This is a genomic window from Flavobacterium zhoui (assembly GCF_042787235.1).
In the GTDB taxonomy this organism is placed as follows: Bacteria; Bacteroidota; Bacteroidia; order Flavobacteriales; family Flavobacteriaceae; genus Flavobacterium; species Flavobacterium zhoui.
The window spans coordinates 201999-218396 of the sequence record NZ_JBHZPY010000004.1; the positions used below are offsets into that span (position 1 = coordinate 201999).

Annotated in this window: 11 protein-coding genes; 5 read left to right on the plus strand and 6 right to left on the minus strand. The window is 32.6% G+C overall.

Annotated elements, in window-relative coordinates; translation table 11 throughout:
* Positions 1–105: 105 nt before the first annotated feature.
* Positions 106–828 carry a hypothetical protein gene (locus ACFX5F_RS06920; protein WP_379851201.1) on the minus strand — a complete coding sequence of 241 codons (723 nt, stop codon included), beginning with the start codon at positions 826–828 and terminating at the stop codon, positions 106–108.
* A 104-nt stretch (positions 829–932) separates the two neighbouring features.
* The gene (locus ACFX5F_RS06925; RefSeq protein WP_379851203.1) at positions 933–1961 is read right to left on the minus strand and encodes a hypothetical protein; all 1029 of its coding nucleotides are present in this window, start codon (positions 1959–1961) and stop codon (positions 933–935) included.
* Positions 1962–2067: 106 nt separating this feature from the next.
* Here ACFX5F_RS06925 and ACFX5F_RS06930 point away from each other — a divergent pair, with 106 nt between their 5' ends.
* From ACFX5F_RS06930 to ACFX5F_RS06940, 3 genes are read left to right on the plus strand one after another with little or no spacing between them, the layout of a single operon-like run.
* A complete protein-coding gene (locus tag ACFX5F_RS06930; protein ID WP_379851204.1) occupies positions 2068–2589 on the plus strand; it encodes an RNA polymerase sigma factor in 522 nt (173 codons plus the stop codon).
* A 41-nt stretch (positions 2590–2630) separates the two neighbouring features.
* Positions 2631–3542 carry a FecR family protein gene (locus ACFX5F_RS06935; protein ID WP_379851205.1) on the plus strand — a complete coding sequence of 304 codons (912 nt, stop codon included), beginning with the start codon at positions 2631–2633 and terminating at the stop codon, positions 3540–3542.
* Positions 3523–6057, plus strand: a complete 2535-nt coding sequence (locus ACFX5F_RS06940) for a TonB-dependent receptor (RefSeq protein ID WP_379851207.1) — start codon at positions 3523–3525, stop codon at positions 6055–6057. The genes ACFX5F_RS06935 and ACFX5F_RS06940 overlap by 20 nt, the downstream gene beginning before the upstream one ends.
* Before the next feature lie 132 nt (positions 6058–6189).
* Here ACFX5F_RS06940 and argS read toward each other — a convergent pair whose 3' ends face one another.
* Positions 6190–7980: an arginine--tRNA ligase gene (gene argS, locus ACFX5F_RS06945; RefSeq protein ID WP_379851209.1), complete on the minus strand. Its 1791-nt coding sequence runs from the start codon at positions 7978–7980 to the stop codon at positions 6190–6192.
* Positions 7981–8205: 225 nt separating this feature from the next.
* Here argS and ACFX5F_RS06950 point away from each other — a divergent pair, with 225 nt between their 5' ends.
* Positions 8206–10575: a TonB-dependent receptor gene (locus ACFX5F_RS06950; protein ID WP_379851211.1), complete on the plus strand. Its 2370-nt coding sequence runs from the start codon at positions 8206–8208 to the stop codon at positions 10573–10575.
* An 88-nt stretch (positions 10576–10663) separates the two neighbouring features.
* Here the strand turns inward: ACFX5F_RS06950 and ACFX5F_RS06955 are convergent, their stop codons facing one another.
* Entirely contained in the window at positions 10664–11671 is a 1008-nt protein-coding gene (locus ACFX5F_RS06955; RefSeq protein WP_379851213.1) for a 3-oxoacyl-ACP synthase III family protein, read from the minus strand.
* Between the two features lie 288 nt (positions 11672–11959).
* Between ACFX5F_RS06955 and ACFX5F_RS06960 the strand changes: the two genes are divergently transcribed.
* Positions 11960–14416: a S9 family peptidase gene (locus ACFX5F_RS06960; RefSeq protein ID WP_379851215.1), complete on the plus strand. Its 2457-nt coding sequence runs from the start codon at positions 11960–11962 to the stop codon at positions 14414–14416.
* 230 nt (positions 14417–14646) lie between these two features.
* Here ACFX5F_RS06960 and ACFX5F_RS06965 read toward each other — a convergent pair whose 3' ends face one another.
* Positions 14647–15594 (minus strand): ABC transporter ATP-binding protein, encoded by a 948-nt coding sequence (locus ACFX5F_RS06965; protein ID WP_379851300.1) that lies wholly within the window; start codon positions 15592–15594, stop codon positions 14647–14649.
* Positions 15595–15699: 105 nt separating this feature from the next.
* Entirely contained in the window at positions 15700–16395 is a 696-nt protein-coding gene (locus ACFX5F_RS06970; RefSeq protein WP_379851217.1) for a YiaD family glycine zipper/OmpA-like lipoprotein, read from the minus strand.
* Positions 16396–16398 lie beyond the last annotated feature (3 nt).

Here is a 16398-nt window from a genome sequence, read left to right on the forward strand (position 1 = left end):
GCAAATTTAAGCATTTGATTTTGAAGTTTAAATACTATTATAAATAAAAAGAGGCTGTCTTAATAAGACAGCCTCTTTTATGAATAGAATAAAAATATTTTTTAATTAATCCTTATCATCTAAATGAGTTTCGTTTTCAAGTAATTTTTTAATTAATTCTCCAATATCCTGATGATTATCATCACTTTCCGTACTTATCTCTATTACTCCATCTTGATCAGTATCGATCAATAAACCCTGATTAGCTAAATAAGTTAGCTTAGCCATAAATGCATCAAGTTGAAATTTAATGTTAAGAGAAAGATCGTTACTGTTTACTGTGAAATCTTTAGTAGGATCACTAAAATCCATCTTTAACTCAACATTTTTGGTGCTCCATACCTTAAAAGGTATCCCATTAATCGTACCTACAATCATGTAACTCTTACCACTCATTTCTCCTGGAAGAATACTTGGTACAAAGTTAAATTTAATCTCTTCATATTTTGCATTGGGGATATTAACAGAAGCAATCGCTTGGGACAAAGTAGTATTAGGATTTAATAAATCTAACAAAAATGGTCCGTTAAGTTTAACGTCTTCATGTGAAGGATCTGTATTATGCATTTCATCCTGATCATCAACTTCAAATTTGATATTTCCGATATTTATCTTAAAATCAGTAATCACCACTGTTGAAGTTGCTGTTGAACGAGCCGTTAAAGATGTTTTTCCTGTTGTTGAAACGGCTGAGGCTTTTAAAGCAACAGTTCCACTAGTTGTAGCTGAATCATTTGTACATGCACTCGCCATTATCACGAGTAAAGCTAAGGTTGAAATTTTTTTCATTTTTTTCATTTTTTTAAGGGTTAAGTAATATATAAATATGGGTTAATAATTAATGTTTGGGATGAAAATTTTAAATCGCCCCCTACTAGTTTTATTAGTTTGGGTTATTTTTTAGTAAAAGACAGATACTCATTTTCCTTTTTAAGTCTAATACTAGTACTTGTATATTCCATTATTTTCCACTCGCTTTCTAATTTATCTAATTTATTGTTATCAAAGTTTAACTGCAAGCCCTGTTGACCATTATTTACAAAACCTGACCAATCGCCGGTACTGTTGTTAATACCTTCAGTAACTATAATACTTCCATTAGAATTGAAGATAAATTTATAAACTTTGTAATTTAGAGTTTCATCTCTACTTTTAAAAAAATAAGAAATCTGCCATTTTCCATTTGTTAAAACTGAAACGAAATTCGTATTCCCTACTCCTCCTGAATTAGCACCGCAATTTTTAATACTAGCTTCAATAATAGTCTCAAAATCAGAATTATTTATAATTATAACTTTTTGACCATTAGAATTCGTTACAGAAATCGGATAGTTGATAGCGATAAATAAGTTACCTCCAAAATTCTTTAATGTATTGAATAAATCCCTGTCGCTTTGAATAGTAATCGTATTTGCAATTTGATTATTTGCATTATAAACACTAATTTTTATTGGGTAGTTCATATTTATACACTCAATTTCATCAAAATCATCTTTATTATCTTTATTATCTTGATTACAATTATTAATCACTTCGGCTAATTGATCTGAATTTAAAATTTGTTGCGTATTGAAATTTTTAAACTGAATTGTTATTGGATAAACAAAATCTATTTCGTCATCATCATCAGAAAAAGCATCCAATACTGATTGAACCGTTTTATAATCATTTTCATTAGAAACGATAATTTGTTTTCCATCTACATTAACAACCACTGGTAAATGAATGCTGAAGCAACTAGAATTATCTAAAACATTATCTTTAGAAGTAGCACTTTGAGCTACTCTAGAAATCAAATTTGTTAGAGGCGAATTATAACTTAAGTTTTGGGTGTTATCTTGAATGACCACTAGTTCATCCTTTTGACAAGCTATAAATAAAATTGCCACAAAACTTAATAACAAATATTTAATCGGTTTCATAATAGAGCAAATAATATTATTTTATATTAAAACAGTTAAAAAAGGAAATACCCTACCTAGACAACTTATTTTTTTTTAATTTCGTACAGAATTTTTTATTCAAGTTATGAAAGTCTCATCATTATCAGGCATTTGCGAAACATCAGTTTTTTCAAACTTTTTTAAAAAGAATGCAAAAACTTTGCGAAACTACCTGTATTACAGATATGGAAACGAAGAACATGCTCAAGATGTTTGCCAAGAAGCTTTTATAAAATTATGGGAAAACTGCCATAAAGTTCCTTTGGACAAAGCGAAATCATACATTTATACTATTGCAAACAATTCCTATTTAAATCAAATTGCACATCAAAAAGTAGTTTTAGAATACGAAAAAAATTCAAAACACCTTCAGTATACATCTGAAAGTCCCGAATTTATTTTAGAGGAGAAGGATTTTAAACGTAAACTCCAAAAAGCAATTGATACCCTAACCGAAGCGCAAAGAACTACTTTTTTATTACATCGAATTGAAGGAAAGAAGTATATGGAAATTGCTGAGATATTAAATATCAGTGTAAAAGCAGTAGAGAAAAGAATTCACAGCGCATTAGTGTCTCTTAAAAAAGAAATTGACAACATCAGGTAGGGTTTTACCAACTTTATCTGTTTAATATAAAACAAGATATAATGAAAGAGAATTATAATCTAGGGAAATGGTTAGCGGGGGAAATGACAGAAATTCAGTTAGAAGCCTTTAAAAAAAGTCCTGAATATTATACTTATACTAAAATCAAAGATTTTTCAAGTCAGTTAACCCCTCCTGATTTTGATGCTGATGCTATATATCAAAAAGTACTTCGATCCAAAAAAAACAAAACTGTTTTTTTATTGCAAAACAATTGGGTTTGGAAAATTGCCGCGGTAATCACCTTGTTTATTGGAATTGGATTTCTTTATTCAAACTTAAGCTCAGTAAGTCAAATGGCTGAAGCTGGAAAAAGAAATTCTTTCTTATTACCAGATCATTCTCAAGTAGTATTAAATTCAGTATCTGAATTGACCTATAAAAAATCAAATTGGGATAACAATCGAGAATGTAAGCTTGTAGGAGAAGCTTTTTTTAAAGTAGCAAAAGGAAAAACATTTGATATAAAAACAACTTTAGGAACAGTAACTGTTGTCGGGACACAATTCAATGTGAAATCCAGAAAAAACCGCTTTGAAGTAGAATGTTATGAAGGTAAAGTAAAAGTACAGTTTGATGGAAAAAAAACATTTCTTACAAAAGGTCAAAATATAGTTATTCAAAATGGCAATCAAATTGATGCTTTGCCCTTAAATCAATCACAACCAAACTGGATGAATCATGAAATGAAATTTAGCTCTGAAAATTTAGTTGATGTTATTGCTGAAATTGAAAGACAGTATAATATTGCTATCGAATTAAAGACCATCTCAACTGATCAAAAATTTACAGGAATACTCCCAACAGATAATATTGATATCGTTATGAAAATTATTAGCACTACTTATCATTTAGAACAAACTAAAACCGCTAAAAAATTGATACTTCAATCAAATGAAAATAAAAGTCTTTAAATATTCTCTGCTTTTTTTTGTTGTTTCGCTATCTGTTTTTTCTCAAGAAAGAAACACTATAAAAACTCCACTTAAAGATATTTTAACTGCTATTTCAAATCAGCATGAAGTAGGGTTTAGCTATATTGATGAAGACATTTTCGTTTCTAAACTAATACCTCCAAATGCCAAATTATCACTAAAACAGAAACTGACCTATCTCAGAAAAAACACCTCTCTTGTTATAACTATTTTAGATGAAAAACATATCGCAATTTCAAGTAAGAAAACGCTGTATGGTTATGTTTTTGATATAGATACAAATAAACCTCTAGGAAATGTAACACTTAAAACCCCAAATGAAGCACTTCCTATAGTTTCGCAAGAAAATGGTTATTTCGAATTTAGCAAATCCATCCCAAGTGATATTGTTATCAGTTGTATTGGCTATGCAACAAAAACAATTACTGTCAAAAATATACTTCAAGAAAATTTTACCAACATCTACTTAAATCCAATTATTGAAACATTATCTGAAGTAGTTGTCTCAAATTATTTAACTACAGGAATATCAAAAAAACTAAGCGGACTTTACGAATTAAAACCCAAAAAATTTGGGATTTTACCTGGATTGATTGAACCAGACATATTACAAACTATTCAACAAATTCCTGGCATTAATAGTCCAGACGAAACTATTTCAAATATTAGTGTTAGAGGGGGTACTCACGATCAAAATTTATTTCTTTGGAATGGAATTAGAATGTTTCAAACGGGACATTTTTTCGGGTTGATCTCTGCTTTCAACCCTTCTTTGGCACATACCATCAAAATATATAAAAATGGTAGTTCCGCTTTTTATGGCGAAAGTATTTCAAGCGTAATTGACATTTCTACCCATCCAAAAGAAATAGAGAATTCTAATACAAATATTGGTGGTAATTTAATCAGTACTGACTTTTACAGCAAAATAAAAACCTCTTTAACCTCTTCAATTGAAATATCGGGAAGACGTTCGTTTACCGATCTAATTTCTTCTCCAACATATAAAAAATACTATAATCGAGTTTTTCAAAATACTATAGTAACGAATTTAAACAGTAATAATATTGTCAATTATAAGTCAAGCGAAGACTTCTATTTTTATGATTTTACAACACAATTTCAAAAGAAAATAGGTAATAAAAATGAATTAATAATTGATTTAATTGGAATAAATAATCAGCTGACTTTTACTCAAAACTCAATAGCATCCCAAACTCCAATTTCAAAAAATAGTAATCTAAGTCAACGGAATTTTGGGGGAAGCATACATTGGAAAACAAATTGGAACGAAAACAATTCAACTCAGTTCAATTTTTACGGCACCACTTATAAATTAAATTCAACTAATCAGTCAATTGAAAGTAATCAAGTTTTGGATCAACAAAATGGCGTCTTTGATATGGGCTTTAGGGTAGAGAATAAGCATAAATTAAATTCTGTTTTTAGCTTCAGTAATGGCTATCAATACAATAAAATTATTGTCTCAAATATTGACCAAACTAACTTTCCCTCTTTTTATCGAAAAAGTACAGAAGTACAAGAAAATCATGCTTTAATCTTCGAGACACAATATACTTCATTCAACAACGCTACTTTTTTAAAGTCAGGTATTCGAATAAATTATCTAGAGAAGTTTAATAAATTTATAGTAGAACCTAGAATCCAGTTTAATCATAAGCTATCTAACACTTTAAATTTAGAAATATTAGCGGAGCTGAAAAGCCAAACCTCGTCTCAAATTATTGATTTACAACAAGATTTTTTAGGACTGGAAAAAAAACGTTGGGTATTGACTAATGACGGTACAATCCCGATTCAAAAAAGTCAACAGCTATCATTGGGTTTCACTTATAAGAATAAAAAATGGTTAATTACCCTAGATAATTTCTACAAAAAAGTAACAGGAATCACAAGTAGTGATCAAGGTTTTCAAAATCAATTAGAATTCACAAACATCTATGGAGAATATACTATTTACGGTACTGAATTTTTGATTCAAAAGAATTTCAACCATTTTTATACTTGGTTGAGTTACAACTTTAGTGATAATAAATACTCTTTCAAGGAATATCAACCCAATGTATTCCCAAATAATTTAGATATTGCACATACATTTTCATGGGCAGGAAGCTACGAGTGGAAAAATCTAAAAATAGCTTTAGGAAGTAAATGGCATTCTGGCAAACCCACAACAACTCCTTTGAATAACAACTTGGTTTCAGACTACCCCAATAGCCCTAAAATAACTTATAACAACCCTAATAGCGGGCGGTTGAACGATTATTTTCAAATCAATTTTTCGGCATCACAAAATTGGGACTTGAATTCAAAAAAAAAGCTTCAAATAGGCGTTTCAATTCTGAATATTTTAAATAAAAAAAACATTCTTAATCGATACTACCGTGTGAACACGACCAATAATTCTGTCGAAAGTATTGATACTTACTCTTTAGAGCGAACCCCTAATTTAAGTTTAAAATTAAGTATTTAAAAGAACTACACTTAATCAGGTCTAATACTGTTTAATAATTGAAATAGAGCTCTATTTTATTATTACGAATTACACCTAAACAAAAAAGCGGCCCCCAAACTGCAGCCGCTTTCTTTGATTATTTTGGTTTTATTACATTCTTTCCGGCACATTAATCCCTAATAGTCGAAACGAAGCCGCAATCGTATCCGCTACTTTTTTAGAAAGTTGCACTCTGAATATTTTTTCATTAGCTACATCTGATCCCAAAATAGGAACCGCTTGGTAGAATGAATTGTATTCACGCACTAAATCATACGTATAATTTGCCAGCAATGCAGGGCTGTGATTGTGTGCCGCATTTTGTATGACTTCAGGAAATAATTCGAGTTGCTTCAACAATTCTTTTTCCTTTTCATGGAGGGTTACTATTTCTGATTTATTAGAAAAATCAAAATTTGCTTTTCGAATTATAGATTGAATTCTGGCATAGGTGTATTGAATAAACGGCCCTGTATTTCCAGCAAAATCAACTGATTCTTCCGGATTAAAAAGGATTCGCTTTTTAGGATCCACTTTCAAAATATAATATTTCAAAGCTCCTAGTCCTATTGTATTGTATAATTTAGCTTTTTCGTCTCCTGAATAAGTATCTAATTTCCCTAAATCTTCTGCAATTTTCTGTGCTGTATCTGTCATCTCCTGCATCAAATCATCTGCATCTACAACCGTTCCTTCGCGACTTTTCATTTTCCCAGAAGGCAAATCTACCATTCCGTACGATAAGTGAAATAGATTTTTAGACCAATCAAAACCGAGTTTTTTCAGAATTAAAAACAACACTTTAAAGTGATAATCTTGTTCGTTACCTACTGTGTACACCATTCCACCTACATCTGGATAATCTTTCACACGTTGTATTGCAGTTCCAATATCCTGCGTCATATAAACAGCCGTACCGTCGGAACGAAGCACGATTTTACGATCCAAACCTTCATCAGTCAAATCAATCCAAACAGAACCATCAGGATCTTTTTCGAATACTCCTTTTTCTAAACCAATCTGAACAACATCTTTACCTAATAAATAGGTATTGCTTTCGTAATAATAGCAATCAAAGTCAACTCCCAGATTTTTATAGGTAATGGCAAAACCATCATAAACCCATTTATTCATGGTTTTCCATAGCGAAATCACCTCTTCATCACCAGCTTCCCATTTCAATAACATTTCTTGAGCTTCCAGAATTATCGGTGCTTGTTTTTTGGACTCTTCTTCTGTTTTGCCCTCGCTCATCAATTGAGCAATCTCTGCTTTATAAGCTTTATCAAAAGCCACATAATAATTTCCTACTAATTTATCGCCTTTTAAACCTGTGCTTTCTGGAGTTTGTCCGTTTCCAAATTTCTGCCAAGCTAGCATTGATTTGCAAATATGAATTCCTCGATCGTTTATGATTTGGGTTTTGTATACTTTTTTTCCAGAAGCTTTAATAATTTCCGCAACGGAATAACCCAAAAGATTATTACGAACGTGACCTAAATGCAATGGCTTGTTAGTGTTTGGTGAAGAATATTCAACCATCACCGCTTTATCTTCAGTCCCGACGCTTCGGGATGGAGTAACAAAACCATATTTGGCATCATCCTTAATTTCATTAAAGAAATTGATATAATACTGGTCTGAAATAACAATATTTAAAAAACCTGAAACGACATTAAAACGACTTACTTCAGCAATATTTTCTACTAAATAATTCCCGATTTTATTTCCTAATTCTACCGGATTACTTTTTACAACCTTCAATAAAGGAAAAATAACCACAGTGATATCTCCTTCAAATTCTTTCCGAGTAGTTTGAAATTCTACTTTGTCAATAGCAATGCCAAATAAGGCTTGAACCGCTTTTTCAATCGAGGGCGTAAGAATTTGTGATAATGTCATTTTATGTGTTTATTTTAAGGTTGCAAATATAGTCATATTACATCGATTTGAAAATTGGAAAACAATATAATTTCCTTCCCAAAATATCGTATTATTCTAATTACTGAATACAGTTCCGTTATTTATTTCAGAAATACTTGTAACAATATATCCATTAAAGAGTCTATTAGGTAACTTTTAAAAATATTAAATATCATCAATCAATTTAAATCAAAAACAACAATCATGAATCTCAAATTAATCTTAGTCTGCTTATTCGGAACGATGGTTTCGATGCAAGCGCAAAACTCGGTCAAACCAACACTTCTGGAGAACTCCGGAAGTATCTCCGGTAAAGTAATTGACAAGAAAACGAACCAACCGCTATCGTACGTAAACATTGTGGTAAAAGAAGTAAATAAAGTAGTTACCGGTGGAATAACTGCTGACAATGGAACCTTCGTAATAAAAAATTTGGCCCTAAAAAATTATACTGTAGAAATACAATTCATTGGATACAAAACGGTTTCTAAAGCAATTTCACTAACGACCGAAAGCAAAATTGTTAACCTAAACACCATACCTTTAGAAGAAGATGCAATTGAACTGAAAGGGGTTGAAGTAGTAAGTGAAAAATCAACCATTGTACAAAAAATAGATAGAAAGATTATCAACGTAGGTAAAGATTTGATTTCCGCTGGAGCAACTGCCGGAGAAATCATGAATAACATTCCATCCGTAAGTGTTGATCCACAAACTAATGCTATATCGTTGCGTGGAAATTCAAATGTGAGAATATTAATAGATGGAAAACCTACTACAATTGAAGCTTCACAAATATTACAACAAATTCCATCGGCTTCAATTAAACAAATTGAATTAATTACGAACCCTTCTGCTAAATACAATCCGGAAGGAATGAGCGGAATCATTAATATTGTACTGAATAAAAACAGTAAAATTGGTTTTAATGGAAGTGTAAATAACGGAGTAACTTTTGGTAAAACTCCAAAATTAAACTCTTCTTTCGACATGAACTATCGTACTGGAAAGTTCAATTTATATGGAAATTATGGTCTGAATACGGGTAAACAATCCAATCGTGGATTCATAAAAACTTTGGAACCAGGTGAAGAGGATTTTCAAAAATTTACTTTCGTAGATAATAATACTTCCCATTTAGCCAAAGTAGGTTTTGACTTTTATTTGAATGATAAAAATACTATTTCATTTTACTCTACGCACAACAAGTACAATGGACAAGGAGCCTCAGTAACTGCCGTTGATTTCCTTGATCCTTCAAAAACAGATATAACTCAATTGTTTAATAACAAAAACAATAATTATACACAGACTTACAATGTTGATTACAAAAAACAATTCAAAAAAGAAGGCCACAATATCGAACTTGAGGTAAATTACAGTAAAGACAATAACAAGGAAAATGGGGTCTTCAGTACTCCTGCGACAAATTATATTACTAATATAGGAAACAACACCTTAATCAACTTAGATTATACGAATCCTTTATCAGAAACAGCCAAACTAGAATTGGGATTAGAAAGCAGAATTGAAAATACCCGCAATAATTTCTTAAAAGACAATGTTTATAATTCGGATTTCTCTTACGACAGAAATATTTATTCAGCTTACGCCACGCTGTCTAAACAATGGGGGAAATGGAGTGCCCAAGCGGGAAGTCGATTTGAAAAATACGACGCAAAAGCATTATTTAAAAAAGTAAACAAAACCGATGCAACTTTTAAAGACGATTTATTTACACTTTATCCTTCAGCATTTATCAATTATTCCCCAAATGATAAAAACTCCTTCAATTTAAGTTTTTCAAGACGTGTAGACAGACCAAGTATTAGTCAGGTAAACCCAATACGAGAATGGAGCACCCCTCAGATTGACTCTGAAGGAAATCCGGAACTTTTCCCTCAGTTCACCAATTCATATGAATTGAATTATACAAGAAAAACAAAAATAGGATCAATAACTTCAGGTGTATTTTACAGAAGAATCAACGATGAAATTACCAGAACATTATTCGAAAATCCTAATGACTCCTCAAAATTAATTTTATCATACGCTAACCTCAATGATAACAATGCTTATGGGTTTGAAATTTCAGGAAATTTAGACTTTAAAAAATGGTGGAGTGCAAACATTAGTTTTGACGCCTATAATAAAAAGACAAAAGGAATTGTTGCTAATGAATTTGTAGAAGTAGATGTTACTACATTCAATACTCGTATTAGTAACACCTTTAAACCTTCCAAAAATTTACGTCTTCAATTATCAGGAATGTACAGAGGACGTGATTTAGGATTACAATTTGAAAGACAACCGATGTGGAAAATAGATTTTGGATCCAGTTATACTATTCTAAAAGGCAGCGGAACCATATCAGCAAGATTCAGCGATATTTTCAACAGCATGAATTTCGCATTCGAAGGCAGCAAACCTAAAAGACAACAAGGACAATTCAATTGGGAAAGTCAATCAGCATATATAGGATTCAATTACCGTTTTGGTAGTGGAAAAAACAAAGCCATTCAAAGAAAACAACGTGACAAAAATGAAACCCAAGGTAGTGGTGGGCTTCTATAAATAGTTTGTTACAAAAAAAACCCGGAGTTTGCCAACTCCGGGTTTTTTACATTTTAAAATAAGGCAAACTAGTTTATAAAAAGATAAACTACCATTTTATAATAGCACTTCCCCAAGTGAATCCGCTACCAAAAGCAGCCAAAACCACGGTATCTCCTGATTTAATTTTTCCTTGTTCCCAAGCTTCAGTCAAAGCAATAGGAATAGAAGCGGCGGTAGTATTCCCGTATTTTTGGATATTATTATAAACTTGGTCATCCGTCAATCCAAATTTCTTCTGAATAAATTGAGAAATCCTCAAATTCGCCTGATGCGGAATCAACATATCAATATCAGAAACTTGTAAGTTATTCGCTTGCAAGCCTTCATTTATTACCTCTGCAAAACGAACTACTGCATTTTTAAACACAAATTGTCCGTTCATGTGTGGGTAATAGCTTTCATCATTTGGATCATTATCAGCAATAATATCGGTTACCCAACGCGCGCCCATTCCTGGAGCAACTAGTGCTAATTCTTCGGCATGTTGTCCTTCTGAGTGCAAGTGTGTAGATAAAATTCCTTTTGTCAAATCTTCTTCCCTGCTCAAAACGGCTGCTCCCGCCCCATCACCAAAAATGACAGAAACGCCTCTACCACGAGAAGTCATATCCAGTCCTGTCGAATGCACTTCAGAACCAATAATCAAAACATTTTTATACATTCCCGTTTTAATATATTGATCGGCAACAGACAAAGCATATATAAAACCAGAACACTGATTTCTAACATCTAATGCACCCACGGTTCTTAAACCTAAATCACGTTGCACTAAAACTCCTGGTCCAGGAAAATAATAATCCGGGCTTAAAGTAGCAAAAACTACAAAATCAATATCCTCTTTTGCAACTCCGGAACGCTCAATGGCAATTTCAGCCGCTTTTACTCCCATCGAAGTGGTCGTATCTTCACCTCTTATTATGTGTCTTCTCTCTTGAATCCCTGTTCTTTCCTGAATCCATTCATCGTTGGTATCAATGATTTTTGACAAATCATCGTTAGTGACCACATTTGAAGGAACATAAAATCCTAATCCTGCTATTTTAGAATGGTACATATTTTGTTATTTTATTAAAATCAAGGATGCAAATTTAAATATTCTTTAAAATATCTGACCACAAATTAATACTTTTTTAGTAATAAGCAATTATATTTTTTTTAGAAGCTATTTCCCGCTGTACGCTATATCTTTCATTCTCGTTAAAAAACGATAATAAAAGGATGCCGCTCCCATCGGGGCTAAAAAGTCTAAATCGTACAACAATTCTTTTTCAATGTAACATTATTCAATTATTTAAGACCAATCAGAACAATAACTCTGTAATAATTGATACTATTTAAATCTATGAAATTAAAACTCACCTTCTTGTTGTTTCTTGGCCTAAGCTTAACCGCATTGGCACAAGAAAACTTAAGCTACCAAAAACCATCTAAATCCATTTTAGATTTAGCAGATTATGAAAGAGCTCCTTCAGTGTCCATGGATACTAAAAAAGAATACATGCTCTTAAGCTATAGAAATACCTATAAAACTTTAGATGACCTAAATCAGGAAGAATTGCGATTAGGCGGTTTGCGAATCAATCCGGTAACCAATATTTCGAGCACCGTTACCTATATCACAAACATTAAATTACGAAAAATAAAAGACAAAACTGAAATACAAGTTTCGGGATTACCTGAAAATCCTCGTATTAGCAATATTTCTTGGTCACCAAATGACAAGAAAATTCTATTCTCTCATTCTACAAATACGGGAGTGCAGCTTTGGGTATTAGATGTTGCTGCTGCAAAAGCTACAAAATTAACCGAAGCCACAGTAAACGCCAATCTTGGTAATCCATTCAGTTGGTTCAATAACAACGAAACTATCCTGGTAAAAATGCTGCCAAAAAACAGAGCCGCGTTATTGGATGCCAAAAAAGATTTGCCAACAGGTCCGATTATTTCAAATGCGAACGGTTCAAAATCACAAAACAGAACCTATCCTGATATGTTGAAAAATAAAAATGACGAAATCAATTTTGAAAACATCATTACTTCTGAATTGTACAAAGTAAATATTAACGGAACAGCAACTTTATTCAAAACGGCCGATATGTATGCGGGAGAAAGCTTCTCTCCAGACGGTAATTTTTTAATGCTGACCACCATTCAAAAACCATTTTCTTATATTGTTCCGTTGAGTCGTTTTCCATTAAAATCAGTAGTTTATGACACAAATGGTACTGAAATAAAAACAGTCAATGAAGTACCGCTTAACGAAATTATGGCAAAAGGTTTTATGGCAGTTCGCAAAGGAAAAAGAGAAATGAGCTGGAGAAATGACAAGCCAGCAACCTTATCGTATGTTGTTGCTTTAGATGAAGGTGACCAAGCCAACAAAGTTGATTTTAGAGATGAAGTTTTTCTTTGGAATGCTCCATTTGATGGTGCAGCAACCTCATTGGTAAAAACACCACAACGTTATAGTGGAATAATCTGGGGAAATGATGCAGTTGCCATAGTTTCAGATGAATGGTATGATACTCGTAATACCAAAACGTATTTGATAAATCCATCCGATTTAAACCAAAAACTAATAGTAATTTCGGATAGAAATTCACAGGATATTTATTCTGACCCAGGTAATTTTGAAACCAGAAAAAACCAATACAATAAATATGTATTGGCTATCGAAAATGATAATGCATATCGTATTGGAAATGGATTTACAAAAGACGGACAATTCCCTTTTATTGATGAATTCAATCTAAAAACATTACAGCCAAAACGTCTATATACCTCAACCTATAAGGACAAAAAAGAAGATTTATTGGAGATTGAAGATTTCAAAAAAGGAGACATATTAGTTCAAATCCAATCTAAAAATGATTATCCAAACTATTACTTTCGAAACATTAAACAAAAAAATAGTTTAACACCAATCACCACTTTTAAAAATCCGTTTGAAAGCATCAAAAACGTGAGTAAAGAAGTAATTAAATACCAACGAAAAGATGGTGTGGAATTATCAGGAACTTTGTATTTGCCAGAAGGCTACAATAAAGTAAAAAAAGAAAAATTGCCTCTATTGATCTGGGCTTATCCGGCAGAATATAAAGACAAAAAATCAGCAGGACAAAGCAATCAAAATCCAAATGAGTTCACCTTTCCTTATTATGGATCTTTTGTCTATTGGGTAACCAAAGGTTATGTGGTACTTGATGATGCTTCTTTCCCAATTATCGGGGAAGGAACAACAGAACCAAATGATAATTTTATGTCGCAATTAGTCGACAATGCGGAAGCAGCAATAAATGCAGTGGATGCTTTAGGTTATATCAACAAGAAAAAAGTGGCCGTAGGTGGGCATTCATATGGTGCTTTTATGGTTGCTAATTTATTGACGCATTCTAACCTTTTTGCTTGTGGTATTGCAAGAAGCGGTGCGTATAACAGAACCTTAACTCCGTTTGGATTCCAAAGCGAGCAGCGTAACTACTGGGAAATTCCAGAAGTATACAACACAATGTCACCATTTATGAATGCGGATAAAATGAAAACTCCAATGCTTTTAGTTCACGGTGAAGCCGATAATAATCCCGGAACTTTTACCTTACAAACCGAGCGTTATTTCCAAGCTTTGAAAGGATTAGGTGCTCCAGCCAGAATGGTAATTTTACCAAAAGAAGCGCATAGTTATGTGGCAAAAGAAAATATTTTGCATTTACTTTGGGAACAAGATCAATTCTTAGAAAAGTATTTAAAAAATAATGACGAAGTAAAAACAGAGAAAACAAAAACTGCTAAAAGTCTGTAAAAAACTTTTCCTTTAAAAAGAAAAACCCCAAAATCTATAAAATTTTGGGGTTTTTCTTTTTCCTGAACACTGAGCACTGATTACTGATTACTGAACACTGATCACTGATCACTGAACACTGAACACTGAACACTGAACACCGAACACTGAACACTGAACACTGATCACTGAACACTGAACACTGATCACTGAACACTGATCACTGAACACTGAGTACTGAACACTGCTTCTTAAGCTAAGATCAAAGTCACTTCTTGATTGTACTCTAATTCTGAATCATGTTCAAAGAAAATTGCTCTTCTTTCAAATGCCGCTTTAATTAAATAATGACTTCCTTTAAAATAGGACTGCTTTACCACCGCTTTCATCATTCCGTTATCTACCACTTTTAACTGATGCGGATATAATAAAAGAACTTCGTCCTGGTCTTCCTCGAGTTCTATTAGTTGCGATAATTTCAACTCATTTACTTCTCCAAAAAGGGAAGCAACATATTTATTCGTTGGATTTTCATACAAGGTTTTTGAGTCTCCTTTCGCAATCACATTTCCGTTTTTCATTACAATAGTTTCATCAGAAAATGATAAAGCATCAGTACTATCATGCGTAGCAATAATACAGGTAACTCCTTTTTCTTTCAGGTATCGGAACAAATTTCGACGTAAAGAGTTTTTCCTGAAAGTATCTATTTGGCTAAAAGGTTCGTCTAACAAAATTATTTCCGGTTCTACCGCTAAAACTCTTGCCAATGCCACTCGCTGCTGTTGACCTCCGCTAAGGAATTTTGCTTTTACTTTTGCAAACTCGGTCATTTCTACCATTTCTAATAGCTCGTGAACTCTTTCTTGTTTTGCGCTGATATTCGAATTCGACAAAAACTTACCTACATTTTCTTCAACGGTTGTATAAGGCATCAGGTCAAAATCCTGCGCTAAATATTTTATGTAATCCTCACCCGGAACAAGATTGTGCTTAGGTCCCAGAATTGGTTTTTCGTTATACAAAATGACTCCTTGATCCAGATCGTATAAACCATAAATGAGTTTTAGCAACGTACTTTTACCGCAGCCGCTTTCGCCAATAACAGCTATATTTTGCCCTTTGCCAATCGTAAAACTAACATTCTTAATAACCGGACTTTCAATATAAGTAAAAGAAATGTTTTTAATTTCAAGCATCATTGTGATTTAAGAGCGCAAATTTACACTGTTTAATTTAAATAAAAAGCCAAAAAAAAAGCTGTTTCATTACGAAACAGCTTTTCTTTTTAGTATATTTTAACGTTAGTTTTTCACTTCCGCTTTTGCTTCTTTAATCATTTTTTCATTTGCAGTAATAGCAAACTCAACACGACGGTTTTGACTTCTACCATCTACAGTTTCATTTGATGCAATTGGGTCAGCAATTCCTAAACCAGTTGTTTGAAATCTAGCCGAAGAAACTCCTTTGCTAGCTAAATAACTTCTAACTGATGCCGCTCTCGAAGCAGAAAGTTTTAAATTGTAAGCTGCAGTACCTGTATTATCAGTATATCCGTAAATAATGATATCAGTATCAGGATATTCTTTAAAAACTGGAACTAATTTATCTAAATTAGCTTTTGCAGTAGCAGTCAATGTAGATTTATTTGTATCAAAACGCACTGCATTTTCATTCAAAACTAATTTAATCCCTTCTCCTACACGAACTACTTCAGCTCCTGGAAGTGCAGCATCGATTTCTCTTGCTTGTTTGTCCATTTTATTACCAATAACACTACCGGCCACTCCACCAACAACACCACCTAAAACAGCACCAAGTGCGCCTTTTCCACCTTTTCCAAGGTTATTTCCTAAAATTCCTCCTATTACCGCACCACCAACAGCTCCTATTCCAGCTCCTTTTTGTGCGTTATTCGTGTTTTTTAATGCTTCACAACTTGTAAACATTGAACCCATAATCATTAGTGTTGCTAATGCAACTATTGAAATCTTTTTCATATT

Bases quoted from the DNA above. Each gene is read 5' to 3' on its own strand.
- ACFX5F_RS06920 (WP_379851201.1), bottom strand. From the start codon at position 828: ATGAAAAAAATTTCAACCTTAGCTTTACTCGTGATAATGGCGAGTGCA.
- ACFX5F_RS06925 (WP_379851203.1), bottom strand. From the start codon at position 1,961: ATGAAACCGATTAAATATTTGTTATTAAGTTTTGTGGCAATTTTATTT.
- ACFX5F_RS06930 (WP_379851204.1), top strand. From the start codon at position 2,068: ATGAAAGTCTCATCATTATCAGGCATTTGCGAAACATCAGTTTTTTCA.
- ACFX5F_RS06935 (WP_379851205.1), top strand. From the start codon at position 2,631: ATGAAAGAGAATTATAATCTAGGGAAATGGTTAGCGGGGGAAATGACA.
- ACFX5F_RS06940 (WP_379851207.1), top strand. From the start codon at position 3,523: ATGAAAATAAAAGTCTTTAAATATTCTCTGCTTTTTTTTGTTGTTTCG.
- argS (WP_379851209.1), bottom strand. From the start codon at position 7,980: ATGACATTATCACAAATTCTTACGCCCTCGATTGAAAAAGCGGTTCAA.
- ACFX5F_RS06950 (WP_379851211.1), top strand. From the start codon at position 8,206: ATGAATCTCAAATTAATCTTAGTCTGCTTATTCGGAACGATGGTTTCG.
- ACFX5F_RS06955 (WP_379851213.1), bottom strand. From the start codon at position 11,671: ATGTACCATTCTAAAATAGCAGGATTAGGATTTTATGTTCCTTCAAAT.
- ACFX5F_RS06960 (WP_379851215.1), top strand. From the start codon at position 11,960: ATGAAATTAAAACTCACCTTCTTGTTGTTTCTTGGCCTAAGCTTAACC.
- ACFX5F_RS06965 (WP_379851300.1), bottom strand. From the start codon at position 15,594: ATGCTTGAAATTAAAAACATTTCTTTTACTTATATTGAAAGTCCGGTT.
- ACFX5F_RS06970 (WP_379851217.1), bottom strand. From the start codon at position 16,395: ATGAAAAAGATTTCAATAGTTGCATTAGCAACACTAATGATTATGGGT.